This window comes from Streptomyces sp. NPDC058008 (assembly GCF_042886395.1).
GTDB lineage: Bacteria > Actinomycetota > Actinomycetes > Streptomycetales > Streptomycetaceae > Streptomyces.
Window position 1 is genome coordinate 21,208 of the sequence record NZ_JBHVQX010000021.1, and the last position, 24,377, is coordinate 45,584.

Annotated in this window: 19 protein-coding genes; 10 read left to right on the forward strand and 9 right to left on the reverse strand. The window is 71.9% G+C overall.

Features of this window, described 5'->3' with window-relative positions; all coding sequences use genetic code 11:
- The first annotated feature begins 23 nt into the window (after nt 1–23).
- The gene (cofD, locus tag ACFVS9_RS21755; protein WP_383118630.1) at nt 24–980 is read left to right on the forward strand and encodes a 2-phospho-L-lactate transferase; all 957 of its coding nucleotides are present in this window, start codon (nt 24–26) and stop codon (nt 978–980) included.
- Entirely contained in the window at nt 977–2,305 is a 1,329-nt protein-coding gene (locus tag ACFVS9_RS21760; RefSeq protein ID WP_389934618.1) for a coenzyme F420-0:L-glutamate ligase, read from the forward strand. Before cofD ends, ACFVS9_RS21760 begins: the two co-directional genes overlap by 4 nt.
- Nucleotides 2,306–2,353: 48 nt before the next feature.
- On the opposite strand, the gene ACFVS9_RS21765 is transcribed toward ACFVS9_RS21760, so the two are convergent.
- The 3 genes from ACFVS9_RS21765 to ACFVS9_RS21775 form a co-directional block, all read right to left on the reverse strand.
- Complete coding sequence (locus ACFVS9_RS21765) at nt 2,354–3,352, reverse strand: DNA-3-methyladenine glycosylase family protein (RefSeq protein WP_383118632.1); 999 nt, start codon at nt 3,350–3,352, stop codon at nt 2,354–2,356.
- A 76-nt stretch (nt 3,353–3,428) separates the two neighbouring features.
- Nucleotides 3,429–4,520 (reverse strand): sugar phosphate nucleotidyltransferase, encoded by a 1,092-nt coding sequence (locus ACFVS9_RS21770; protein ID WP_389934622.1) that lies wholly within the window; start codon nt 4,518–4,520, stop codon nt 3,429–3,431.
- A gap of 78 nt (nt 4,521–4,598) precedes the next feature.
- Nucleotides 4,599–6,164, reverse strand: coding sequence for a peptidoglycan recognition protein (locus ACFVS9_RS21775; RefSeq protein WP_389934625.1), 1,566 nt, complete (start codon nt 6,162–6,164; stop codon nt 4,599–4,601).
- 139 nt (nt 6,165–6,303) lie between these two features.
- Here ACFVS9_RS21775 and ACFVS9_RS21780 point away from each other — a divergent pair, with 139 nt between their 5' ends.
- The 4 genes from ACFVS9_RS21780 to ACFVS9_RS21795 all read left to right on the forward strand — a co-directional run bounded on the left by ACFVS9_RS21780 (nt 6,304) and on the right by ACFVS9_RS21795 (nt 12,272).
- Entirely contained in the window at nt 6,304–7,056 is a 753-nt protein-coding gene (locus ACFVS9_RS21780; RefSeq protein WP_389934628.1) for a TIGR03089 family protein, read from the forward strand.
- 186 nt (nt 7,057–7,242) lie between these two features.
- A complete protein-coding gene (locus ACFVS9_RS21785; protein WP_383118636.1) occupies nt 7,243–8,616 on the forward strand; it encodes an LCP family protein in 1,374 nt (457 codons plus the stop codon).
- A 223-nt stretch (nt 8,617–8,839) separates the two neighbouring features.
- Nucleotides 8,840–10,537, forward strand: coding sequence for an LCP family protein (locus ACFVS9_RS21790; RefSeq protein WP_389934631.1), 1,698 nt, complete (start codon nt 8,840–8,842; stop codon nt 10,535–10,537).
- Between the two features lie 58 nt (nt 10,538–10,595).
- On the forward strand, nt 10,596–12,272 hold the full coding sequence (locus tag ACFVS9_RS21795; protein WP_389934634.1) for an LCP family protein: 1,677 nt from the start codon (nt 10,596–10,598) through the stop codon (nt 12,270–12,272).
- A 65-nt stretch (nt 12,273–12,337) separates the two neighbouring features.
- Here ACFVS9_RS21795 and ACFVS9_RS21800 read toward each other — a convergent pair whose 3' ends face one another.
- Complete coding sequence (locus tag ACFVS9_RS21800; protein WP_389934636.1) at nt 12,338–13,360, reverse strand: glycosyltransferase family 2 protein; 1,023 nt, start codon at nt 13,358–13,360, stop codon at nt 12,338–12,340.
- A 333-nt stretch (nt 13,361–13,693) separates the two neighbouring features.
- Here ACFVS9_RS21800 and ACFVS9_RS21805 point away from each other — a divergent pair, with 333 nt between their 5' ends.
- Nucleotides 13,694–15,058 carry an LCP family protein gene (locus tag ACFVS9_RS21805; RefSeq protein WP_389934754.1) on the forward strand — a complete coding sequence of 455 codons (1,365 nt, stop codon included), beginning with the start codon at nt 13,694–13,696 and terminating at the stop codon, nt 15,056–15,058.
- 280 nt (nt 15,059–15,338) lie between these two features.
- On the opposite strand, the gene ACFVS9_RS21810 is transcribed toward ACFVS9_RS21805, so the two are convergent.
- Nucleotides 15,339–15,887 carry an acyl-CoA thioesterase gene (locus ACFVS9_RS21810; protein ID WP_383119034.1) on the reverse strand — a complete coding sequence of 183 codons (549 nt, stop codon included), beginning with the start codon at nt 15,885–15,887 and terminating at the stop codon, nt 15,339–15,341.
- Nucleotides 15,888–16,006: 119 nt separating this feature from the next.
- On the opposite strand from ACFVS9_RS21810, the gene ACFVS9_RS21815 reads away from it, so the two are divergent.
- Both ACFVS9_RS21815 and ACFVS9_RS21820 read left to right on the forward strand, forming a co-directional pair.
- On the forward strand, nt 16,007–17,290 hold the full coding sequence (locus ACFVS9_RS21815) for an LCP family protein (RefSeq protein WP_383119035.1): 1,284 nt from the start codon (nt 16,007–16,009) through the stop codon (nt 17,288–17,290).
- 761 nt (nt 17,291–18,051) lie between these two features.
- Entirely contained in the window at nt 18,052–18,411 is a 360-nt protein-coding gene (locus tag ACFVS9_RS21820) for an SH3 domain-containing protein (RefSeq protein ID WP_383119036.1), read from the forward strand.
- Nucleotides 18,412–18,525: 114 nt separating this feature from the next.
- On the opposite strand, the gene ACFVS9_RS21825 is transcribed toward ACFVS9_RS21820, so the two are convergent.
- On the reverse strand, nt 18,526–19,683 hold the full coding sequence (locus tag ACFVS9_RS21825; protein WP_389934757.1) for an acyl-CoA dehydrogenase family protein: 1,158 nt from the start codon (nt 19,681–19,683) through the stop codon (nt 18,526–18,528).
- Nucleotides 19,684–19,867: 184 nt separating this feature from the next.
- On the opposite strand from ACFVS9_RS21825, the gene ACFVS9_RS21830 reads away from it, so the two are divergent.
- On the forward strand, nt 19,868–21,211 hold the full coding sequence (locus ACFVS9_RS21830) for a UDP-glucose dehydrogenase family protein (protein ID WP_383119041.1): 1,344 nt from the start codon (nt 19,868–19,870) through the stop codon (nt 21,209–21,211).
- 157 nt (nt 21,212–21,368) lie between these two features.
- Here ACFVS9_RS21830 and ACFVS9_RS21835 read toward each other — a convergent pair whose 3' ends face one another.
- Genes ACFVS9_RS21835 through ACFVS9_RS21845 form a run of 3 tightly spaced genes read right to left on the reverse strand, consistent with a single transcriptional unit; the run spans nt 21,369 to nt 24,261 of the window.
- Nucleotides 21,369–22,571 (reverse strand): dipeptidase, encoded by a 1,203-nt coding sequence (locus ACFVS9_RS21835; RefSeq protein WP_389934640.1) that lies wholly within the window; start codon nt 22,569–22,571, stop codon nt 21,369–21,371.
- The gene (purE, locus tag ACFVS9_RS21840) at nt 22,568–23,113 is read right to left on the reverse strand and encodes a 5-(carboxyamino)imidazole ribonucleotide mutase (protein WP_383116086.1); all 546 of its coding nucleotides are present in this window, start codon (nt 23,111–23,113) and stop codon (nt 22,568–22,570) included. The genes ACFVS9_RS21835 and purE overlap by 4 nt, the downstream gene beginning before the upstream one ends.
- Complete coding sequence (locus tag ACFVS9_RS21845; protein ID WP_383116087.1) at nt 23,110–24,261, reverse strand: 5-(carboxyamino)imidazole ribonucleotide synthase; 1,152 nt, start codon at nt 24,259–24,261, stop codon at nt 23,110–23,112. Before ACFVS9_RS21845 ends, purE begins: the two co-directional genes overlap by 4 nt.
- Between the last annotated feature and the right edge of the window lie 116 nt (nt 24,262–24,377).

Below are 24,377 nucleotides of genomic sequence, written 5' to 3' on the forward strand. Positions count from 1 at the left end.
CTCCGCCTGACAGACTGGTGGGCATGCGCATTGTGGTTCTGGCCGGCGGTATCGGTGGTGCTCGTTTCCTGCGTGGCCTCAAACAGGCCGCGCCCGACGCGGACATCACGGTGATCGGCAACACCGGCGACGACATCCATCTGTTCGGGCTGAAGGTCTGCCCCGACCTCGACACCGTGATGTACACCCTCGGGGGCGGCATCAACGAGGAGCAGGGCTGGGGGCGTACCGACGAGACCTTCCACGTGAAGGACGAGCTCGCGGCGTACGGCGTGGGGCCGGAGTGGTTCGGCCTCGGTGACCGTGACTTCGCGACCCACATCGTCCGTACGCAGATGCTCGGCGCGGGCTATCCGCTGAGCGCGGTCACCGAGGCGCTCTGCGCGCGGTGGAAGCCCGGGGTCCGGCTGATCCCGATGTCCGACGACCGCGTCGAGACGCACGTGGCGGTGGACGTCGACGGCGAGAGCAAGGCCGTCCACTTCCAGGAGTACTGGGTGAAGCTGCGCGCCTCCGTGCCCGCGCAGGCGATCGTGCCGGTGGGCGCGGACCAGGCCAAGCCCGCGCCCGGCGTGCTGGAGGCCATCGCCGGGTCCGACGTCATCGTCTTCCCGCCGTCGAACCCGGTCGTCTCCGTCGGCACCATCCTCGCCGTGCCCGGTATCAGGGAGGCGATCGCCGAGGCGGGGGTCCCCGTCGTCGGGCTCTCCCCGATCGTCGGCGACGCGCCCGTGCGGGGCATGGCCGACAAGGTGCTGGCGGCCGTGGGCGTGGAGTCCACCGCCGCGGCCGTCGCCCAGCACTACGGTTCCGGGCTGCTCGACGGCTGGCTCGTCGACACCGTGGACGCCGGAGCGGTCGACGAGGTAGAGGCGGCGGGCATCCGCTGCCGCGCCGTCCCGCTGATGATGACGGACGTGGACGCCACGGCCGAGATGGCCCGCCAGGCCCTGGCGCTGGCCGAGGAGGTACGCGCATGAGCGGCGGACCGGCCGGCGGGACCCCCTCCTACCGGGTGTGGGCCCTGCCCGGGATGCCCGAGGTGCGGGCCGGCGACGACCTCGCGAAGCTGATCGCGGCCACGGAGCCGGGGCTCGCGGACGGGGACGTGCTGCTGGTCACCTCGAAGATCGTCTCCAAGGCGGAGGGCCGGATCGTCGAGGCGACGGACCGCGAGGCGGCGATCGACGCCGAGACCGTCCGGGTGGTCGCCCGGCGCGGGACCCTCAGGATCGTGGAGAACCGGCAGGGGCTCGTCATGGCCGCCGCCGGGGTCGACGCCTCGAACACCCCCGCCGGGACGGTGCTGCTGCTGCCCGAGGACCCGGACGCGTCGGCGCGGGCGATCCGGGACGGCCTGCGGGCCGCCCTCGGCGTCGAGGTGGGCGTCGTCGTCACGGACACCTTCGGCCGTCCCTGGCGCAACGGCCTCACGGACGTGGCGATCGGGGCGTCCGGGGTCAGGGTGCTGGACGACCTCCGGGGCGGCACCGACGGCTACGGCAACCCGCTGAACGCCACGGTCGTGGCCACGGCCGACGAACTGGCCTCGGCCGGTGACCTGGTGAAGGGCAAGGCCTCCGGGTTGCCGGTCGCGGTGGTGCGGGGCCTCCCCCACGTGGTGGCCGGCGCGGACGCCCCCGAGGACGGCGGCGCCCGGGCGATGGTGCGGGTGGCGGCCGACGACATGTTCCGGCTCGGTACGTCGGAGGCGGTCCGGGAGGCGCTCCATCTCCGGCGCACGGTAAGGGAGTTCACGGACGACCCGGTCGACCCCGGGGCCGTGCGGCGCGCGGTGGCGGCGGCCGTGACGGCCCCCGCCCCGCACCACACGACGCCGTGGCGGTTCGTCCTGCTGGAGTCGCCGGAGGCGCGGACCCGGCTGCTGGACGCCATGCGGGACGCGTGGATCGCGGACCTGCGCCGGGACGGGCGCGGTGAGGAGTCGGTCGCCAGGCGGGTGCGGCGGGGCGACGTCCTGCGGAACGCGCCGTACCTGGTGGTGCCGTGCCTCGTGACGGACGGCTCGCACACCTACGGGGACGAGCGCCGGGACGCCGCGGAGCGCGAGATGTTCGTGGTCGCGGCCGGTGCGGGTGTGCAGAACTTCCTGGTGGCGCTCGCGGGCGAACGGCTGGGCTCGGCGTGGGTGTCCTCGACGATGTTCTGCCGGCCGGTGGTGCGCGAGGTGCTGGACCTGCCCGGTACCTGGGACCCGATGGGCGCGGTGGCCGTGGGGCGCCCGAGGACGGCACCGCCGGCGCGGGCCGCCCGGGACGCGGGGGCGTTCATCACCGTGCGCTGACGCGGACGGCCGGAGCCCGGCGGTGACCGCCCCGCGCCGACGCGGCGGTCACAGCCGGGCGATGTCGCGCGGCGTCATCCGGGGAGCCCGGCGGGCCGGGGTGCGGCCCGAGAGCATGATCAGGCGGGTCGCGCGGTGGCGCTGCCCCTCGTACGGGGCGAGGAGTTCCAGCATCTCCTCGTCGTCGGCGTCGCGGTTCCCCGCGAGCGCGTGGCCGACGATGCCCGGCAGATGGAGGTCGCCGACCGTGACCGCGTCAGCGGCACCGTTCGAGCGCTGGAGGGTCTCCGCCGCGGTCCAGGGGCCGATGCCCGGGATCAGCTGGAGCCTGGCCATCGCCTCGGGGAGTTCCATCGCGGCCGCCTCCTCCATGCGCCGGGCCACCCGGACCGCGCGGAGGATCGTGGCGGAGCGCTTGGCGTCGACACCCGCGCGGTGCCACTCCCAGGACGGGATCAGCGACCAGGTCCTGGCGTCCGGCATGACGTACAGGCCGTACCCGCCGAACGCGTCGTCGGCGGGGCCGGGGGCGGGCGTGCCGTACGTACGGAGCAGCAGCCGCCAGGCGCGGTAGGCCTCGTCGGTGGTGACCTTCTGCTCCAGCACCGACGGGATCAGGGACTCCATGACCAGCCCGGTGCGCAGCAGGCGCAGGCCGGGCCTGCGGTGCGCGGTCAGGGCGAGCAGCCGGTGGCGGGGGCGGAAGTCGTCGGGGGTGTCGCCCGCGCCGAGCAGCGCCGGCAGCCCGTCCAGGAGCCACTGCCCGCCGGGCCCCCAGGCCGCCGCCGAGACCCCGCCGTCGTGCGTGGCGCGGACGCGCAGGGTGCCGGGGCCGGCCGGGGTGCGGGTCGCCCGCCAGAAGGATCCGTCGGGCAGGGCCCGGTAGGCGGGATCCGCCGGGCCGCGCCGCAGCGGGCCGAGGACCAGCCGGAGGTCGAGCGGCCACGGCGGGGTCCAGGTCCTGGTCAGCGGCGCGGCGGACGCGTGCGTGTGCGCCGGCTCCTGCCGGGGCACGGCGGTGGTGCGGGGTGCGAAGCGTCCAGCCACGGGTGAGGTCCTCGGTCGTCGGGGTGCCTATCGAGGGTAAGGCCGACGGAGGACGTTCACCGGTGGCGGGAGCCGTTCACTGGTCGGACGAGAAGCGGACCGAGGCGTCCGGGAGGACCGCGCCGCACCAGATCCGGATGCCGTCGCGCAGTTCGTTGTCGGCGCCGACCCGGGCGCCGTCCCCGACCACCGCGCCCGTGAGGACCGACCGGCTGCCGATCCGGGCACCGGCTCCGACCAGTGAGTCGGTGATCACCGCGCCGGGTTCGACGACGGCGCCGTCGAGCACGGTGGAGCCCGTGATCCTGGCGCCCTCGCCGATCAGCGCGCCCTCGCCGACGACCGTGCCGCCGGTGAGCTTGGCCCCGGCGGCGACGGACGCGGTGGGCAGGACGAGCCGGTCGCCGCAGCGGCCGGGGACCGCGGGGGACGGAGCCCGGCCGAGGACCAGGTCGGCCGAGCCGCGGACGAACGCCTGCGGGGTGCCCAGGTCCAGCCAGTAGGTGGAGTCGACCATGCCCTGGAGGTGCGCGCCGGAGGCCAGCAGCCCGGGGAAGGTCTCGCGCTCCACGGAGACCGGCCGGCCGGCCGGAATCGTGTCGATCACCGACCGGCGGAAGACGTACGCCCCCGCGTTGATCTGGTCGGTGACTATCTCCTCGGGTGTCTGCGGCTTCTCCAGGAAGGCCGTCACCCTGCCCGTGGCGTCCGTCGGCACGAGCCCGAAGGCGCGCGGGTCCTCCACCCTGGTCAGGTGGAGGGAGACGTCCGCCCCGGAGGTGGCGTGCGCCGCGACCAGGGCCCGGATGTCGAGGCCGGTGAGGATGTCCCCGTTGAACACGATGACGGGTTCGTCCGGGCCCGACGCCAGCCGTGACGCCACGTTGCGGATGGCCCCGCCGGTACCGAGGGGTTCGTCCTCGGTGACGTACTCGATCGAGAGGCCGAGCGACGAACCGTCACCGAAGTACGGCTCGAATACCTCCGCCAGGTAGGACGTCGCGAGCACGATGTGCTCCACCCCGGCCGCCCTGGCACGCGCGAGCTGGTGCGTGAGGAACGGCACCCCGGCCGCCGGGACCATCGGCTTCGGGGTGTGCACCGTGAGCGGACGCAGCCGGGTGCCCTTGCCACCGACCAGGAGGATCGCTTCTTTTGCCTCTGTCACAGCACCGTCTCTGCTTCCTGCTGGGGCCGGGCCTCGTTTCGGCTGGCCAGTGTATGCAGACCGTTCGGAGCCTCCCGGTCAGCGGCCCTGCAGCTTCGCGGAACTGGTCCGCGCCGTGCCGAGCTTCTTGTAGAGACGGATTCCTGGGCATTCGGTTGCGAAGCCGTCGCGGTGCCCCGAGATGACGTTCAGTTTGACCTTGGCGCCCTTCTTGTACTTGCCGCTGCCGCCGGAGACGAGGGTGACCTTGCCCTTGGGGTTGCGGCCGAACAGTCCGAGCTTCCAGGCGGTCAGCTTGGCGACCGCGGTGACCGCGGCGGCTGGCGGGTTCTTCGAGCTGTACGTCCCGAGTACCGCGATGCCCATGGTGTTCGTGTTGAAACCGAGGGTGTGCGCCCCGAGGACCGCCTTCGTCACGCCTCCGGCGCGGCCCTCGTAGATGTTGCCGCACTTGTCGACCGCGAAGTTGTACCCGATGTCGCGCCAGCCGCTGCTCTTGACGTGGTAGCGGTAGATGCTGCGCAGGACGGAGGGCGCCTGGGAGCAGGTGTAGTTGTTGCCTGTGGCGCTGTGGTGGATGAAGGCGGCCTTGACGGTCGAGGTGTACGCGAAGGTGCGCTCGCGCAGGCTCTCGTCGGCGCCCCAGCCCTTGCGCGTGACGATGCGCGGGCGCGGTCCGACGAACGGTTTGGCGGACGCGGCGACGCCCGCCTGCTCCTGTGACTCCGCCTTGCTCAGGGCCGTGATCTCGGTGGCACCCAGCGGCGCCAGGCCGGCGTTGGCCGCGGAGCTCTCGGCCGCGGCCGTGGTGAGGCCCGCGGCCCCGGGGAGCGAGCCGGGCCGGGCCGCCGTGGCGGGCGTCGCCACCGTGCCCGCCGAGGGGGCGACGGCCGAGGCCGCCGTGGACGGCGTCGCGGTACCGGTGGACGGCGTCGCGGCGGCCGAGGCAGGGGTCGCGGTGCCGGTGGCCGGGGTGGCCGTGGACGGCGTCGCGGCGGCCGAGGCAGGGGTCACGGTACCGGTGGCCGGGGTGGCCGTGGACGGGGTGGCCTCGGCGCCCGGCTGCTCCGGGTCGTCGCCCGGGTCGACGAGTTCCACCTTGAGGCCGGCGGGGAGGGGCTCGGTGTCGGCGGTGCCGCTCCGGGGGCCGGCGTCCTCGGACCGTACGCGCACCTCGACGCCGTCGGAGTCCCCGACCCAGAGGGGCGCGGTGGAACCGCGCACCGTGCCCGACTCCCGCTCCGCGCTGCCCGCGTCGGCGGCGTGGTCGGTGTTGTGGGTCTCCAGGGACTGCCAGCCGGACCACCTGGAGGTGCCGGTCGTACGGGTGCGGACCTGGACGGTGCCGTGGAGTTCGGCGTCCGCGTCGTCCCAGACCACGCCGACGAGCGAGAAGCGGTGGGCGTCGCGCCGCAGCAGTCCTTGCGCGGTGTCGGAGTGCGGGGACTCGGCGGACCGCGGGGCCGCTCCGGTGAGCGGCCGCAGGCGCAGCGACTGGGTCGACCCCGCGGGTTCGGCGGGGGCGGCCTCGGGCGCCTGCGCGGCCGGGGGCTGGGCGGGGGCGGCGGGGGCGGGCGCGGCGAGCGGGAGGGTGAGTGCCGTCGCGCAGGTGACGCCGATGGAGGTTGCAAGAAGTGCACGCATACAGAAAATACTTGTCAGATTCCGGCATTTCCGGCTACTGGAGTAACGCCGACGCTAGTTGACGCACCGTCTGCCGAACCGGTGTACGACGCACCCGTCACCCCTGTCGGCCCGGCGTCCGGCGCGTACCCTTGCGCGGATGAACGCCAGTGACCGCACCCCCGCCGACCTGCTGCGATCCGCGCTCGCCGCGGACCCCGGCCGCCCCCTCGTCACTTTCTACGACGACGCAACCGGAGAGCGCGTCGAACTGTCCGTGGCGACCTTCGCCAATTGGGTGGCCAAGACCGCCAATCTGCTCCAGGGCGACCTGGCCGCCGAGCCGGGCGACCGGCTCGCCCTGCTGCTCCCCGCCCACTGGCAGTCGGCGGTCTGGCTGCTCGCCTGCTCGTCGGTGGGGGTCGTCGCCGAGGTGGGGGGCGACCCGGCCACCGCCGACCTGGTCGTCAGCGGGCCGGACACGCTCGACCGGGCACGCGCCTGCCGCGGTGAGCGGGTGGCGCTGGCCCTGCGCCCGCTGGGCGGCCGCTTCCCGCAGCCCCCCGAGGGGTTCGCGGACTACGCGGTCGAGGTGCCGGGCCAGGGCGACCGCTTCGCCCCGTACGCCCCGGTGGACCCGGCGGCCCCCGCGCTGACCGTGGCCGGCGACGCGCTGACGGCGGACCAGCTGGTGGCGCGGGCCCGCGAGGACGCGGCGGCACTGGGACTCACCCCGGGGGCCCGGCTGCTGACGGGGCGTACGTACGACACCTGGGAGGGGCTGTCCGCCGGGCTGTTCGCACCGCTGGCCGCCGGGGGCTCCGTGGTCCTGTGCCGGCACCTGGACCAGCTGGACGCGAACGGGCTGGCCCGACGCGTCGAGAGCGAGCGGATCACCGCCACGGCGGTATGACAAGCGCGCGGAAGTCCACTCGTCCGGCCCACACCGGGCCGAGCCCCCGGGACTGAGCACCGACGGCGGTACATGATCGGGCAGTGCGGAGCACCGTCGAGAACGCTGCCTGAATGCACAACCAAGCGTGAGGTTCAGCCGTCTACTTCTGCGACCGGCGGCCCATCGCGCCGCCGAACGTGAAGGATGGACGCAGACGTGAGCGACAGCCCCGGCACCCCGGCCGAACCGGACCGCCCGGAAGATCCGGCCGGGGGCGGGCCGGCGGAGGCGTCGCAGGACGCTTCCGGGGCGGCCCCGCGGGACAACGCCGACGAGGCGCCCGAGCCCTCCCCGACGGACGGCGCCGGAAAGGGCGCGGACGACGGCGCGGGCGGGACCTGGGACGAACGGCCGGAACCCGGGGGCGGGGGCGGCAGACGCCACTGGCTCCGCTGGACCGCTCTCGCCGCCTCGTTCCTCGTACTGGTCGCCGCCGGTGTCGGCTGGTGGCTCTACCGGAAGCTCGACGGCAACATCACGACCGACACGAGCGCCGCCGCCGAGCTCAAGGCGTACGAGAAGGAGCGCCCGCGGCCGATCGCGCGGAACGCCCAGAACATCCTGCTCATCGGTTCCGACACCCGCTCCGGCGACAACAGCGCGTACGGACGTGACGACGGCGGCAGCCAGCGCTCCGACACCACGATCCTGCTGCACCTCGCGGCCGACCGGCGGAGCGCGACGGCGGTGTCGATCCCGCGCGACCTGATGGCCGACATCCCCAGCTGCCACACCGACGGCGGCACGACCACGAAGAAGCAGTTCGCCCAGTTCAACTGGGCCTTCGAGATGGGCGGCACGGCCTGCACGATCCGTACGATCGAGCAGATGACCGGCGTCCGCGTCGACCACCACATGGTCATCGACTTCAACGGCTTCAAGGACATGGTCAACGCCGTGGACGGGGTCGAGGTCTGCCTCAAGCAGCCGGTCGACGACGCCGACGCCCACCTCAAGCTCCCCGCGGGCCGCCAGAAGCTCGACGGCGAGCAGGCCCTGGGGTACGTACGGGCCCGCAAGTCCATCGGCAACGGCAGCGACACCGAGCGCATGGACCGTCAGCAGAGGTTCCTGGGGGCCCTCGTCAACAAGATGCAGAGCAACGGGGTGCTGCTGAACCCGACCCGGCTCTACCCGGTGCTGGACGCGGCCACCAAGTCACTGACCACCGACCCGGGCCTCGACTCCCTGCGGGACCTGTACGACCTGGTGCGCGGGATGCGGAACGTGCCGACGGAGAAGGTGCAGTTCCTGACCGTGCCCCGGAAGTCCTACCACGCGGACCCGAACCGGGACGAGCTCGTGCAGCCGGACGCCGGCCGGCTGTTCACGCAGCTGCGCGAGGACGAACCCGTCACCGTGGTCCCCGCCGACAGAATCAATTCAGGGGATTCACAGGAGGATCACAGCTCCGCCGCGGATCCGTCGGGCCGAAAGCCCGGCGGCACGAGTGCGAGCCCGACACCCGCCCCCACCTATTCGGGGTCGAATGCGGCGGACGACCCGTGCGGCGCGTAAAACAATTCTCAAGCAATGGACGGCAATCGGAGCGGAATAGCCGGAATGCCCGGTTGTAAAGAACGTGGAATGTGTCACGCGCGTCCCCCGCGGCCGATTCCTCCGGATAGTGTGACGCGATCCGGCGCTCGCGGCCAACAGGCGGCGCACGGCCGGAACGAGCGACCGAGCGCCTGGCAGGTGAAGGCGCCTCGCGTGGCACCGACGGAGGATCCAGGAAACCGTGGACGCGCATAGCCGTGGGCGGGCGGACGAAATCGATCCCGCCGACCAGTGGGTGCTCAACCCGCAGACCGGCAATTACGAATTGCGACCGAACCACTCCGGAAGAGAGTCGTCCGCCTCTTCCCGCGCACCGGAAGGGCCGGGCCGCGAATCCACGTCCCCCCGCCGGGAGGTACCGGCGCAGCGCTCCCGGCCGGCCGGGAGCGGCCGCAGCCGCAAGCAGTCCGGTGCCGCGCGGGGCGGCCGCAAGCAGCCGGCGTCGCGGCGGAGGAAGGCCCTGCTGTGGACCGGCGGGGTCATGGCCTTCGTCGTCGTCGCCGGTTCGGCGGGGGCGTACGCGCTCTACCAGAAGTTCAACGGCAACCTCGACACCGTCGACGTCGGTGACGCGGGCAGCGGGAGCGTCGCCGGCGACGGGCCGCTCGACATCCTGGTCATCGGCACGGACAAGCGGACCGGCGAGGGGAACGAGGGGTACGGCGACAAGGGCAGTACGGGCCACGCCGACACCAACATCCTCTTCCACGTCTCCGAGGACCGCACCAACGCGACGGCGGTGAGCATCCCCCGGGACCTGATCACCGACATACCCGACTGCACCACCAAGCAGCCGGACGGTTCGGAGAAGGTCATACCCGGTACCGACAACGTGCGCTTCAACGTCAGCCTCGGACAGCAGGGGCGTGACCCCGGCTGCACGATGCGCACGGTCAAGGAGATAACCGGCCTGTCGGTCGACCACTTCATGATGGTCGACTTCAACGCGGTCAAGACGCTGTCCACAGCGGTCGGCGGCGTCAAGATCTGCCTCGACAAGGCGGTCGACGACGCGGACTCCCACCTCGACCTGCCGGCGGGCGAGTCCACCGTCCAGGGCGAGGACGCACTGGCCTTCGTCCGCACCCGGCACAGCTTCGGGAACAAGAGCGACCTCGACCGGATCAAGGTCCAGCAGCAGTTCATCGGCTCGATGATCCGCCAGATGAAGTCCGACGACACCCTGACCGACCCGGGCAAGCTCTTCAAGCTCGCCGACGCGGCGACCAAGGCGCTCACCGTCGACTCCGGCATCGGATCGATCAAGAAGCTGACCTCGCTCGCCCAGGAGCTCGGCAGGATCGACACGAAGAACATCACCTTCGTCACCATGCCGGTGAAGGACAACCCGGCCGAGCCGACCCCGGTCACCGTGGTCCCGGAACCCGAGAAGTCCGCACAGCTGTTCGCCATGATGCGCTCCGACACCTCGCTCACCGAGGTGAAGAAGAAGGAGCAGGCGGCCAGGAGCAAGCAGGAGGCGGTCCTCGAAGGCAGCAGGGCCGAGGCCGCCGACGTACGTGTCGACGTCCTCAACGGCGGCGACCTCTCCGGCGCGGCGGGCGCGACGGCCGACTGGCTGCGGAGCGGGCAGGGCGTCGTCCAGGCGGAGAACAAGGCGAACGCGCCGGCGAAGATCAGCAGGACGACGCTGGCGTACACGCCGGACCAGGCGGACCAGGCCCGCGCGCTCGCGGACATCATGGGCCTGCCCGCCACCGCCCTCAAGCAGGGGAAGCCCGGCGCCGGAGTCACTCAGGCGATGGTGCTGACCCTGGGAGCGGACTTCAAGGGCGTGGGCATCCCCGTGACGGGTCCGGCGAAGGCCCCGGACGACATCCAGAGGGCCGACGCCGACAAGGCGGTATGCGCGAAGTGACGACGGGTCGTCGCGCCACAGCGGGATTCAGCGAAACAAGAGAAACAGGGGGGCCCAGGTGGGACGGAGCAGCACGCGCGGGGAGGGGACGCGACCACGCGGCCGGCATGACGGGCCACCGGGCGACGGCGGAGGCGACGCGCCCGGCGGCACGGGGCGCGACGGTCACGGGCGTCGTGAGCGGTCCGCCCCTCCGGAGGGCGGGCAGGGGCCGGAGACACCCGGCCGCCGCACGCGCCGGTCGGGCAAAGGCGGTAAGCGGCGCGTGCTGCGCTGGGTGGCGTGCGTGCTCGCGCTGCTCATACTCGGCACCGGCGGCGCCGGTTACCTGTACTACAAGCACCTCAACGGGAACATCAGAAAAGAAGATCTGACGCTCGGCGACAAGGAGATGGCCGACCACAAGGCCAACGCCGCCGGACAGACGCCCCTGAACATCCTGATCATCGGATCCGACGCCCGGGACTCCAAGGCCAACCAGAAGCTGGGCGGCGCGAAGGAGACCTTCGGAGGCACGCCGCTCGCCGACGTGCAGATGCTGCTCCACCTCTCCGCGGACCGCAGCAACATCTCGGTCCTCAGCATGCCCCGCGACACCATGCTCAAGATGCCCAAGTGCACCGACCCGGACTCCGGCGACGTGTACCCGGCCAGCACGGTCGACGTCCAGACCAACGAGAGCCTGGGCCGTGGCGGCCCCGGGTGCACCGTGGCCGCCTGGTACGAGCTCACCGGCATCACCATCGACCACTTCATGATGATCGACTTCTCGGGCGTCGTCTCCATGGCCGACGCGGTCGGCGGCGTACCCGTCTGTGTCGACGCCAACGTCTACTCGCACTCCAGCGACGGCAAGGGCTCCGGGCTGAAGCTGGAGGAGGGCACCACCTCCGTCAAGGGCGAGCAGGCCCTCCAGTGGCTGCGCACGCGGTACGGGTTCGAGGACAACACCGACCTCGGCCGGACCAAGGCCCAGCACCAGTACCTCAACTCGATGGTCCGCGAGCTGCGCAAGGGGACCAAGCTCACCGACCCCGGGAAGCTGATGAACCTCGCCGAGGCGGCCACCAGCGCCCTGACGGTCGACAAGGGCCTCGACACCGTCAAGAAGCTGTACGACCTGGCCGAGGAGCTCAAGAAGGCCCCGACCGACCGCATCACCATGACGACCATGCCGAACGTCTACGGCACGGGGCAGTTCAGCGGCCGGGTGTACCCGAAGGCCGAAGAGGCCGAGCAGGTGTTCCGGATGATCCGTGAGGACATCCCGCTGGACGGCAAGGCGTCCAAGCGCAAGACGCCCGTCGTCAAGGACCAGGCCGCCCCCACCGCCGAGATCGCGGTGAGCGTCCGCAACGCGACCTCCACGGACACCCTCGGCCCGGCCCAGGGACGGGCGGGCACGGTCAAGGACCTGCTGACGGAGGCCGGCTTCGTGAAGGCGTCGGTCGATTCGCAGAACGTCGAGGCGGCCGCCAGGACCGGCATCCTCTATCCCAGCGCGGACCTGGAGGGCGACGCGCAGGCGGTCGCCAAGGCGCTCGGGATCCCGTTGTCCCAGGTGAAGAAGTCGACCGGCGTCTCGGGCATCGTCCTGTCCGTGGGGGCCGACTGGCGCGAGGACGGGGCCTACCCCGCCAAGGCCGCCGAGGAGAAGACACCGGACTCCGCGAACCCGCTCAACGGCGCGGACGAGAAGGCGTGCATGCACGTCAACCCGAACTACACCTGGTGACGTCACCCCTACGAGGAAGGGCCCCGCCGGTATCGGCGGGGCCCTTCCTCGTACGGACGCGGCGGTCAGGCCGTCCGCTCCTGTACGGCCGGACGGCGGCTGGCGATGACCCTCTTCGCCAGCGAGCGGGGGCTCGTCAGGAAGCCGTACCCCCAGGACATGTGCATGGTGGCCAGCGCCACGGGGATCTGCGCCCGTGCCTTCAGCGACAGGCCCTTCCCCGCGGGCAGCGACCCGGCGACGATCGCCGCGGCGTAACCGGCCGGCACGACGAAGGCCCACGGGGTGACGGCCGCGCCCACGACGACGCCTGCCGCGATCGCGCACACGGCGGCGGGCGGGGCGAGGTAGCGCAGGTTGATCGAGCCGGAGTGGTAGCGCGCGACGACGTGACGCCAGCGGCCGTACTCCTTGTACTGGTTGGAGAGCGCACGGATGCTGGGCCGCGGGCGGTACTGGACCTTCAGCTCGGGCGAGAACCAGATCAGGCCGCCGGCCTCGCGGATGCGGAAGTTCAGCTCCCAGTCCTGGGCGCGGATGAACTCCACGTTGTAGCCGTCGGCACGCTCCAGCGCCTCCCGCCGGAAGACCCCGAGGTACACGGTCTCGGCCGGGCCCGCCTTCCCTCCGGTGTGGAAGGCGGCGTTGCCGACGCCGATCTTCGACGTCATCGCGGCGGCGACGGCGTCCTCCCAGGCGTTCTCCCCCTCGGCGTGCATGATGCCGCCGACGTTCTGCGCGCCGGTCTCCTCCAGGAGCCGCACCGCCGTGGCGATGTAGTTCGGCGAGAGCATGCCGTGGCCGTCCACCCGTACCACGATCGGGTGACGTGAGGCCTTGATCGCCGCGTTGAGCGCGGCGGGGGTGCGGCCGGTGGGGTTGGGGACGGTGTGGACCCGGGAGTCCTCCCGGACCAGCTCGGCGGCGATCTCGTCCGTACGGTCGTTCGACGGCCCGAGGGCGATCACCACCTCCATCTCACCGGCGTACTCCTGCTCCAGGATGTGCCGGACCGAGTTCCTGAGATGGCGTTCCTCGTTGAGCACCGGCATGATCACGGAGACGGCGGGGTACTGCGCGGCAGACATGTGGTCCTCGGGGGGTCCTCGGGGGTGCCAGGGTTCCGGGGGCTTCGCACCCCAGGAGGCGGCGTGATTCGGCCGCCACGTTACCCCCAACGGGGGACAGCGGCGCGCGCCGCCGGTTCTCCTCCCGGTCTGCAGATCGTATGGGCCTACCGTGCGAAAGTCCCACTCGCTCGCGCGGAGGTGTCCCTCGTGCCCACGCCGCACCGATCGCCCCGTCCACCGCACCCCCGCACCGCGCCCACGCAGCGCAGACCCGTACGGCAGCCCACGGCCGGGGACCGCGCCGCGCGGCGGAAGAGGCCCGGCGGGAAGAAGAAGCCGCCCCGGTGGGGCATGCGGGTGGCCACCGGGCTCTCCGTGCTGGTGCTCGGCGCGGGCGGGATCGGCCACGCCGTGGTCAGCGGACTGGAGACGGGGATCGACCGGGTCGACCCGTTCAAGGACATGAAGAACCGTCCTCCGGGCGGCCACGGCATGAACTTCCTGCTCGTCGGCACCGACGGCCGCGACAAGATCACCCCGGCCGAGAAGGCGAAGTACAGACTGGGCGGCGCGCCCTGCCACTGCACCGACACCCTCATGCTCGTCCACGTCTCGGCCGACAAGCGGCGGGCCAGCGTCGTCAGCCTGCCGCGCGACAGCTACGCCGAGCTCCCGGCCCACACCGACGGCACGACGGGCAAGGAGCACTCCCCCCATCCGGTGAAGCTGAACGCCGCCTACGCCGAGGGCGGACCGCATCTCACGGTGCGCACCGTCGAGCAGATGACGGGCGTCAAGATCGACCACTACCTGGAGGTCGACTTCACCAGCTTCATGAAGACGGTCGACACCCTCGGCGGGGTGGAGATCTGCACCGCCAAGCCGCTCAAGGACTCCTACACCGGACTGGACCTGACCGCCGGCACCCACAGGCTGGACGGCGGCCAGTCCCTCCAGTACGTCCGCTCCCGGCACCTCGACGGGGCCGCCGACCTGGGCCGGATGCAGCGCCAGCAGAAGTTCATGGCCGCGCTGATCAAGCAGACGACCAGCAGCGGGGTCCTGATGAACCCGGTGAGGTTCCAGCAGGTCGCCGCGTCGATGCTCCGGTCGGTCCGGGCGGACAAGGGCTTCGGCACGGACCAGATGCTGGATCTCGGCAAGGCCATGCGCGGCTTCACCCCGGCCTCGTCCGAGTTCGCCTCGGTGCCCCTGGAGGAGGAGGGCTACCAGGTCAAGGGCCTCGGCTCCACCGTGAAGTGGGACGCCGGGAAGTCGAAGAAGATGTTCGAGTCCCTGCGCGAGGACGAGCCGCTCGCCCCGCAGGTGCCGAAGGAGCCCAAGGCGACGCTCGTCGACGTGGCCCCGGAGCAGATCCGGGTGCAGGTCTACAACGGGACGCCGAAGGACGGCCTCGGCCAGGACGTCGACGCGGCGCTGCGCGGCACCGGCTTCAACACCACCCGTGCCCCGCTGAACGGCGGCCCGCACGATCTGCAGCGCACGCTGGTCACCTACGACCCGCGCTGGGACCGGTCGGCGAAGTCCCTGGCCACCGCGCTGCCCGGAAGTGAGCTGAGGGCGGTGAAGGGACAGGGCGGGACGATGAAGGTCACGGCGGGCTCGGACTTCACCAAGGTGCAGCGCGTGAAGGCCGAGAACCCGGAACGCGGGGAATTCGGCACGGTGACGGGCGACCAGGTGGTCTGCCCGTGACGGCCCGCGCTGCGCACCGTCGGGCCGGCGGGCCGGCGAACTGACGGGCTGACCTCGCTGACGGGCTGACGGGCTGCACCGGAGACCCTACGCCCCGCTGCCCCGACGCCCCGCTGACCCGGAGACCCGGAGACCGGGAGACCGGGAGACCCGGAGCCCCCGGAGCCCCCGGAGCCCCCGGAGACCCGGAGACCCGGAAGGGGTGCCGGTCACGGATACTCCGCGACCGGCACCCCTTCCCCCACGGCTCCCGCCGCCGGCTTCCCGTACGGCTCCGACCTCAGTCGTCGATGCCCTCGGCGACGCGCCGCTCGCGCAGCTCCTTGATCGCGCGCCGCCTGGCGAGGCGGTGGGTGCGGCGGATCTGCGCCTCCTGGTAGCGCCGCTTGTCGCGCTCCGTCTCCGGGGCCACCTGCGGTACGCGGCGCGGCTTGCCGTCCTCGTCGACCGCCGCGAACACCAGATAGGCGCTGCCGACCTGCTGGGCCGGGGTCGACTCGTTCCACCGCTCCGCCATGACGCGGACGCCGACCTCCATGGAGGAGCGGCCGGTCCAGTTCACCTGGGCGCGGACGTGAACGAGGTCACCGACGCGGACCGGCTCCAGGAAGACCATCTCGTCCATCGAGGCCGTCACGGCCGGGCCTTCGGAGTGCCGGCCCGCGACCGCTCCTGCCGCGTCGTCGACCAGCTTCATGATCACGCCGCCGTGCACCGTGCCCAGGAGGTTGGTGTCGCTGCCGGTCATGATGTGGCTGAGGGTGGTCCGGGACGCCGAGGTCGGCTTGACCGGGATATCGCCCTCCGGGGACCGGGACTGATCTGTCATACCGTCCACCTTATGCGGGGGCTTGCCCCCGGTTGCATTGCATCAGCTTCGCAACAGCCGTGACCCGATCTCCGGTACACCCTGTAAAGGGCACAGGTCGAGACGGCACACTGTTCGGCATGAGCGATTGGCCCGAAGGACGCAACGGCGGACCCGACCAGCGCTACGGGCAGGGCAGCGGGAGCCCGCGGCCCGAGAGCGCCCGTGCCATGCCGCACGTCCGGCGGCGCCCCACGCCGCCCCAGTCCCCGCCCCGCATCCCGCCGCAGCAGGGCCAGGGCTACGGCGAGGCCCCCGGCTACGACAGCGGTTACAACACGGGCCAGGTCTACGGCGGCGGTCAGCACGGCGGTGGCGGCCAGGGCGGCGGAGGCCGCGGCGGCTACGGCGGTGACGGCGGCTACGTCCAGCCGCGCCCCGCTCCCGACTGGGGCCGGCGCATCAAGGTCGGTGTGCTGACCCTGGTCGTGGTGGTGCTCGCCGTCTCCGTCGGTACGTACTTCTGGGCCGACGGCAAGCTGAAGCGCGAGGTCGACCTCTCCAAGGTCATCGACCGCCCCTCCGCGGGCGACGGCACGAACTACCTGGTCGTGGGCTCCGACAGCCGCGAGGGCATGACGGCCGAGGACAAGAAGAAGCTGCACACCGGCTCCGCCGAGGGCAAGCGGACCGACTCGATGATGATCCTGCACGACGGCTCCAACGGCCCGACGCTGATCTCCCTGCCCCGCGACTCCAACGTCGAGATCCCCTCCTTCGTCGGCTCCGAGTCGGGCAAGAAGTTCGAGGGCACGGGCCGCATGACGAAGCTGAACGCCGCCTACGCGGAGGACGGCCCGGAGCTGCTGGTCCGTACCGTCGAGTTCAACACCGGGCTGCGCATCGACCACTACGTCGAGATCGGCTTCGGCGGATTCGCCAGCATCGTGGACGCCATCGGCGGCGTGGAGATGGACATCCCCAAGGCCTTCAAGGACAAGAAGTCCGGCGCCGACTTCCAGGCCGGCACGCAGACGCTGAACGGCGAACAGTCCCTCGCCTTCGTCCGCACCCGTTACGCGTTCGCGGGAAGCGACCTGGACCGCACGAAGAACCAGCAGAAGTTCCTCGCGGCCCTGGCCTCCCAGACGGCGACCCCGTCGACGATCCTCAACCCGTTCAAGCTGTACCCGACGATGGGCGCGGGCCTGGACACGCTGATCGTGGACAAGGACATGTCCCTCTGGTCGCTCGGCAACATGTTCTTCGCGATGAAGGGCGTCACGGGCGGCGACGGCACCTCGATGAACATCCCGCTCACGGGCCAGAGCGTGAACGGCAACCTGGTCTGGGACAAGGACAAGGTCAAGCAGCTCATGGAGCAGCTGAAGAACGACGAGAAGGTCACGGTCAAGGGCAGCTGACCGACCCCGTTCCGCGAGAGGCCCCCTCACCCCTGGTCGGGTGAGGGGGTCTCCTCCTGTTTCTCGACTCCCCTGCGGACACGTCGGCGTAGGGGGTCCTGCAGACCGTCCTCCGCCGGCCCCCGGAGCGTGCGGGAGGCGCAGGAGACGTCCGCGAGAAGTGGCCGTCCTCAGGCGCCCCGGCAGCGGTCCGCGGTCCGCTGCCGGTCGCGTCCTGCGAGGGCGTGCGGGACGGTGGGGAGCGTTCCGGTAAGCGCTTCCAGGGGCATCAGGGCGGAATCGGCCCTTCAGCGCCGGCGCCGCCCGGACCTGCGGAAGCAGCCCCGCGGGGCTGCGTGCCGAGACCCGGAGCCACGTTCCCGCACCCACCCCTCACGCGGGGCCCGGCGCCCCACCGGCCCCGTACGCAGGCGTTCCCCGCCTCGGGCCGTGGCGGGCCCGCCCGCCCCCTCCGCTCGCGGGGCTCCGGCGGAATTCCGGCGTCCGGCCGGTCACCGGCCCTCGACGGCACCGGCCGGAACGCCGGGCGCGACGCGGGAGGAGCCGACCGATCCGGCCAGACCGCGCGCATGAGGCCGCCGGTCGCCGCAGATCACGGCCGTCCACTCCGGAAGGTTGCGCGGTTTTCCGTCGTGGTTCAGCTCCCGGAAACCCGCTGTCTGAAATGCACCTGTCACGTATGTCACTCCAGCCCCTAGCGTCACGTCGTGTTCAGCACGGAAGGCCGCAACCACGCGGCCGATCACCGAACGGGGAACGCAATGAGACGCAAGATGTGGACCGCCCTCGCCCTGCCCCTCCTGGCCGCCTCGGCCACCCTCGTCTCCGCTCCGACCGCGGGCGCCGCGGCCGCCGGAGCCGACGCGTGTACGCACCCGGCGTGGGCCAACAACGACTCCGGCTCCGGTTACGTCTCCGGCAGCTCCGCGCCGCTGCGCACCGGCCCGAACGCCGGCTGCCCCACCACGGCCACGGTCTACAGCGCGAAGCTCTACTACCACTGCTACGTGGTGAACGCGGAGGGCAACACCTGGACCCACGCGCGCATCGACGGTACCCAGATCAACGGCTGGATCTACGACGGCAACCTGAGCAACGGCGGCGCCGTCAAGCCCTGCTGACCCGCTCCTGACGGGCGGTGCCACCGTGCGGGGACGCCCGCACGGTGATGCCTTCCGACACGACTGTGGCCCCCGGCGCGCCGGGGGCCACAGTCGTGTCGGGGGCCGAGGCCGTTACGGCAGGTTGCGGGCCATGACGATCCGCTGGACCTGGTTGGTGCCCTCGTAGATCTGCGTGATCTTGGCGTCGCGCATCATGCGCTCGACCGGGTAGTCCCGCGTGTAGCCGTAGCCGCCGAGGAGCTGGACCGCGTCCGTGGTGACCTCCATCGCGACGTCGGAGGCGAAGCACTTGGCCGCGGCGCCGAAGAAGGTCAGGTCGCCGTCGAGGCGCTCGGACTTGGCCGCGGCCGAGTAGGTGAGCTGACGGGCGGCCTCCAGCTTCATGGCCATGTCGGCGAGCATGAACTGGATGCCCTGGAAGTCGCCGATCGGCTTGCCGAACTGCTTGCGCTCCTGGACGTAGCCCTTGGCGTAGTCGAGGGCGCCCTGGGCGATGCCGAGGGCCTGGGCGGCGATCGTGATGCGGGTGTGGTCCAGGGTCTTCATCGCCGTGGCGAAGCCCGTGCCCTCCTCGCCGATCATGCGGTCGGCCGGGATGCGGACGCTGTCGAGGTAGACCTCGCGCGTCGGGGAGCCCTTGATGCCGAGCTTCTTCTCCGGGGCGCCGAAGGAGACCCCTTCGTCGGACTTCTCCACGACGAACGCCGAGATGCCCTTGGAGCGCTTCGTCGGGTCGGTGACGGCCATGACCGTGTAGTACTCGGACTCGCCCGCGTTGGTGATCCAGCGCTTCACCCCGTCGAGGACCCAGAAGTCGCCGTCGCGGACGGCCTTGGTCTTCATGCCCGCCGCGTCGGAGCCCGCGTCCGGCTCGGACAGGGCGTACGAGAACATCGCGTCGCCCTTGGCGAGCGGGCCCAGGTACTTCTTCTTGAGGTCCTCGGAGCCGGAGAGGATGACCGGGAGGGAGCCCAGCTTGTTCACGGCCGGGATGAGGGAGGAGGACGCGCAGACGCGGGCCACCTCCTCGATCACGATGACCGTGGCCAGCGCGTCGGCGCCCGCGCCGCCGTACTCCTCGGGGACGTGGACCGCGTGCAGGTCCGAGGCGACGAGCGCGTCCAGCGCCTCCCTCGGGAAGCGCGCCTCCTCGTCCACCGCGGCGGCGTGCGGAGCGATCTTCGCCTCGGCGAGCGAACGGATCGTCTCGCGGAGCATCTCGTGCTCCTCGGCCGGACGGTACAGGTCGAAATCGGTCGAACCCGCCAAGACGCTCACTCCCCAAGGATGCTAACTACCGTTAAGTAACCCAATTTTAGTGTCCCCGCCGAGCAGAGGCATACGGGCGGGGCACGTGAGCTTGCCGACAGCCCGGAGATGGTCGGAAAACAGCGTTCCGCGTGCCCGGTTATGCTCGGCTCCGCACGTCTGTCCGCATCGTTCAGGAGCACCCATGGCCCTCAGGATCACCGTGATCGGCACCGGCTACCTCGGCGCCACCCATGCCGCGGCCATGGCGGAGCTGGGCTTCGAAGTCCTCGGGCTCGACGTCGTGCCGGAGAAGATCGAGATGCTCTCGGCGGGCCGGGTACCGATGTACGAACCAGGGCTCGAGGAGATCCTCCAGAAGCACGTGGAGGGCATCGAGGGGTCCACCGGGCGACTGCGGTTCACCACCTCCTGGGAGGAGATCGGGGCGTTCGGCGATGTGCACTTCGTCTGCGTGAACACTCCCCAGAAGCACGGCGAGTACGCCTGCGACATGAGCTACGTGGACAGCGCCTTCGAGTCGCTCGCACCCCGGCTGACCCGGCCCGCCCTGGTCGTCGGCAAGTCCACGGTGCCGGTGGGCTCCGCCGCCCGGCTGTCGGCGCGGCTGGCCGAGCTGGCGCCGGCGGGTACGGACGCCGAGCTGGCCTGGAACCCCGAGTTCCTGCGGGAGGGCTTCGCGGTGAAGGACACGCTGCACCCGGACCGGATCGTCGTCGGGGTCGAGAGCGAGCGGGCCGAGAAACTGCTGCGCGAGGTGTACGCCGTACCGGTCGCCGAGGGCTCGCCCTTCGTCGTGACCGACTTCCCGACCGCCGAGCTGGTCAAGACCTCCGCCAACTCCTTCCTCGCGACCAAGATCTCGTTCATCAACGCCATGGCCGAGGTCTGCGAGGCCGCCGACGGTGACGTGGTGAAGCTCGCCGAGGCCATAGGCCATGACGAGCGCATCGGGAAGAAGTTCCTGCGGGCCGGTATCGGCTTCGGCGGGGGCTGCCTGCCCAAGGACATCAGGGCCTTCATGGCGCGCGCCGGTGAACTGGGCGCCGACCAGGCGCTGACCTTCCTGCGGGAGGTCGACTCCATCAACATGCGCCGCCGCGGCCACATGGTGGAGCTGGCCCGCGAGGCCGTGGGCGGCGGGTCCTTCCTGGGCACGCGCGTGGCGGTGCTGGGCGCCACCTTCAAGCCTGACTCCGACGACGTACGCGACTCACCGGCCCTGAACGTCGCCGGGCAGATCCACCTCCAGGGCGGCCAGGTGACGGTCTTCGACCCCAAGGGCATGGACAACGCCCGGCGGCTCTTCCCGACCCTCGGTTACGCGGACACCGCGCTGGAGGCGGTGCGGGGCGCGGACGTGGTGCTGCACCTGACCGAGTGGCGCGAATTCCGCGAGCTGGACGCGGTGGCGCTGGGCGAGGCCGCGGGGCGGCGGATCATCCTGGACGGCCGCAACGCGCTGGACCCGGCGGTGTGGCGCGACGCCGGCTGGACGTACCGGGCGATGGGCCGCCCGAAGGCCTGAACGGCGTACCGGCGGGCGCCCGGCCGCACGGCTGAGGCACCGCACCGCCTGAGCCGGGCGGCGCGGGCGGCCCCGGGCGGACGAACGGCGTACGCCGCGCACGTGTGGAGGCGGTGACCCCCGGGGGTCACCGCCTCCACGCGTGCGCCGTGCGGGATCAGCCCGCCGGGCCGTCCAGCACGCCGATCGTCGCGTGGGACGGGCCGACCCGGGCGCTCAGGTCACGCGACACCGCTTCGGCGTCGCGCAGCACCCGTACGGCGTTCCGCCACGTCAGCTTGGCCAGGTCGGTCTCCGACCAGCCGCGGGTGAGCAGTTCCGCGACGAGGAGCGGGTAGCCCGACACGTCCTCCAGCCCCAGCGGGAGGAAGGCCGTGCCGTCGTAGTCGCCGCCGACGCCGATGTGGTCGATCCCGGCGACCGCGCGCATGTGGTCGAGGTGGTCGGCGATCGTCGCCACGGTGGCCATCGGACGCGGGTTGAGCGCCTCGAAGTCCGCGTGGATCCGCATGGCGGCCGGTGTGGTGTCCAGGTGGTGCAGGCCGTGCTCCCGCATGTTGCGGTCGGCGGCGAGCGTCCACTCGACGGCCTCGGGCAGGACGAACTTCGGCACGAAGGTCGCCATGGCCACGCCGCCGTTGGCCGCGAGCGTCCGCAGCACGTCGTCGGGGACGTTGCGCGGGTGGTCGCAGACCGCCCGGGCGGAGGAGTGCGAGAAGATCACCGGTGCCACGGAGGTCGCGAGCGCGTCGCGCATCGTGGTGGCCGCCACGTGGGAGAGGTCGACCAGCATCCCCACACGGTTCATCTCGCGCACGACCTCGCGGCCGAACTCCGACAGGCCGCCGACGCGCGGGGAGTCGGTCGCCGAGTCCGCCCAGTCGGTGTTGTCGTTGTGGGTGAGCGTCATGTAGCGGACGCCCAGGGTGTGCAGGGCCCGCAGGGTGGCCAGGGAGTTGTTGATGGAGTGGCCGCCCTCGGCCCCCATCAGGGAGGCGATACGCCCCTCGGCGCGGGCCTGCTCCATGTCGTCCGCGGTCAGGGCGCGGCGCAGGTCGCCCGGGTACCGGGCGAGCATCTCGCCGACCACGTCGATCTGCTCCAGCGTGGCGCTCACCGCGTCGTCGCCGGCCAGATGGGGTGGGACGTACACCGACCAGAACTGCGCGCCGACGCCGCCGGCCCGGAGCCGCGGGATGTCGGTGTGCAGGGTGCCGGTCTGGTCCCGGGAGATGTCGCGGGCGTCGAGGTCGTAGCCGACCTGCTCGCGCAGGGCCCAGGGGAGGTCGTTGTGGCCGTCGACGACGGGGTGGTCGGCGAGGAGGCGACGAGCCCGGGCGAGGTTGTCAGGAGTGGTCACCGGGCCTGCTTCCCGAAGCCGAAGGAGTCCGCTCCCTGGGTCTTGGCGCGCAGCCGCTTGCCCTTCTCCGTCGCCTGTTCCCTGAGCTCCTGCTGGAAGTCCTTCATGCGTGCCAGCAGCTCGGGGTCGTGGGCGGCGAGGATGCGGGCGGCGAGCAGACCCGCGTTACGGGCGCCGCCGACCGAGACGGTGGCGACCGGGACCCCGGCCGGCATCTGGACGATGGAGAGCAGGCTGTCCATGCCGTCGAGGTACTTCAGCGGGACGGGGACGCCGATCACGGGCAGCGGGGTGACGGAGGCGAGCATGCCCGGCAGGTGGGCCGCGCCCCCCGCCCCCGCGATGACCGCCTTCAGACCCCGGTCGGCCGCCGACTCGCCGTACGCGATCATCTCGTGCGGCATGCGGTGGGCGGAGACGACGTCGACCTCGTAGGGGACCCCGAACTCGCCGAGGGCCTGGGCGGCCGCTTCCATCACGGGCCAGTCGGAGTCCGAGCCCATGACGATGCCGACGACGGGGGCGGAGCCTGGTGCGGTCATTCGGTGATCGTTCCTCGCAGGTAGTCGGCCGCGTGCCGGGCGCGCTCCCGCACGTCCGCCAGATCGTCGCCGTAGGTGTTGACGTGGCCCACCTTGCGGCCGGGCTTCACGTCCTTGCCGTACATGTGGATCTTGAGCTGCGGGTCGCGGGCCATGCAGTGCAGGTACGCCTGGTACATGTCCGGGTAGTCGCCGCCGAGGACGTTGGACATGACCGTCCAGGTGGCGCGCGGCCGGGGGTCGCCGAGCGGGAGGTCGAGGACGGCCCGCACGTGGTTGGCGAACTGCGAGGTGATCGCGCCGTCCTGGGTCCAGTGCCCGGAGTTGTGCGGGCGCATCGCGAGCTCGTTGACGAGGATGCCGGGCTTCCCGTCGGGGCCGCGCGTCTCGAAGAGTTCGACCGCGAGGTGGCCCACCACGCCGAGCTCGGCGGCGATCCGCAGCGCGAGCTGCTGGGCCTCGCCGGCGAGGGCCTCGTCCAGGCCGGGCGCCGGGGCGATGACGGTGTCGCAGACCCCGTCGACCTGGATGGACTCGACGACGGGGTAGGCGACCGCCTGGCCGTGGGGCGAGCGCACGATGTTGGCCGCCAGCTCGCGGACGAAGTCGACCTTCTCCTCGGCGAGGACGGGGACGCCGGCCCGGAAGGGCTCCGCGGCGTCCGCCTCGGAGCGGACCACCCAGACGCCCTTGCCGTCGTAGCCGCCGCGGACCGTCTTGAGGATGACGGGGAAGCCGCCCACCTCGTCCGCGAAGGCGGCGGCGTCCGCCGCGTCCTCGACGATGCGGTGACGGGGGCAGGGTGCTCCGATCCCGGTGAGCCGGGCGCGCATCACGCCCTTGTCCTGGGCGTGCACCAGGGCGGCGGGGCCGGGGCGTACGGGGATGCCGTCCGCCTCCAGGGCCCGCAGGTGCTCGGTCGGCACGTGCTCGTGGTCGAAGGTGATCACGTCGCAGCCGCGTGCGAAGGCGCGGAGCGTCTCCAGGTCGCGGTAGTCGCCCACCACGACCTCGCCCACCACCTGGGCGGCCGAATCCTGGGGGGTGTCACTGAGGAGCTTGAACTTCAGGCCGAGGGGGATGCCGGCCTCGTGGGTCATACGGGCGAGCTGGCCGCCGCCGACCATGCCGACTACAGGAAACGTCACGCCTCCAGGGTATCGGGCCCGGCGGGAGGACCCCCCACCCTCTCCCGCCGGTCCCCCGCCGCCCGGGTGAGCACGCCCCGCCGCGCACCGCGCCGGGCCCGGGAGCGTCACACGGG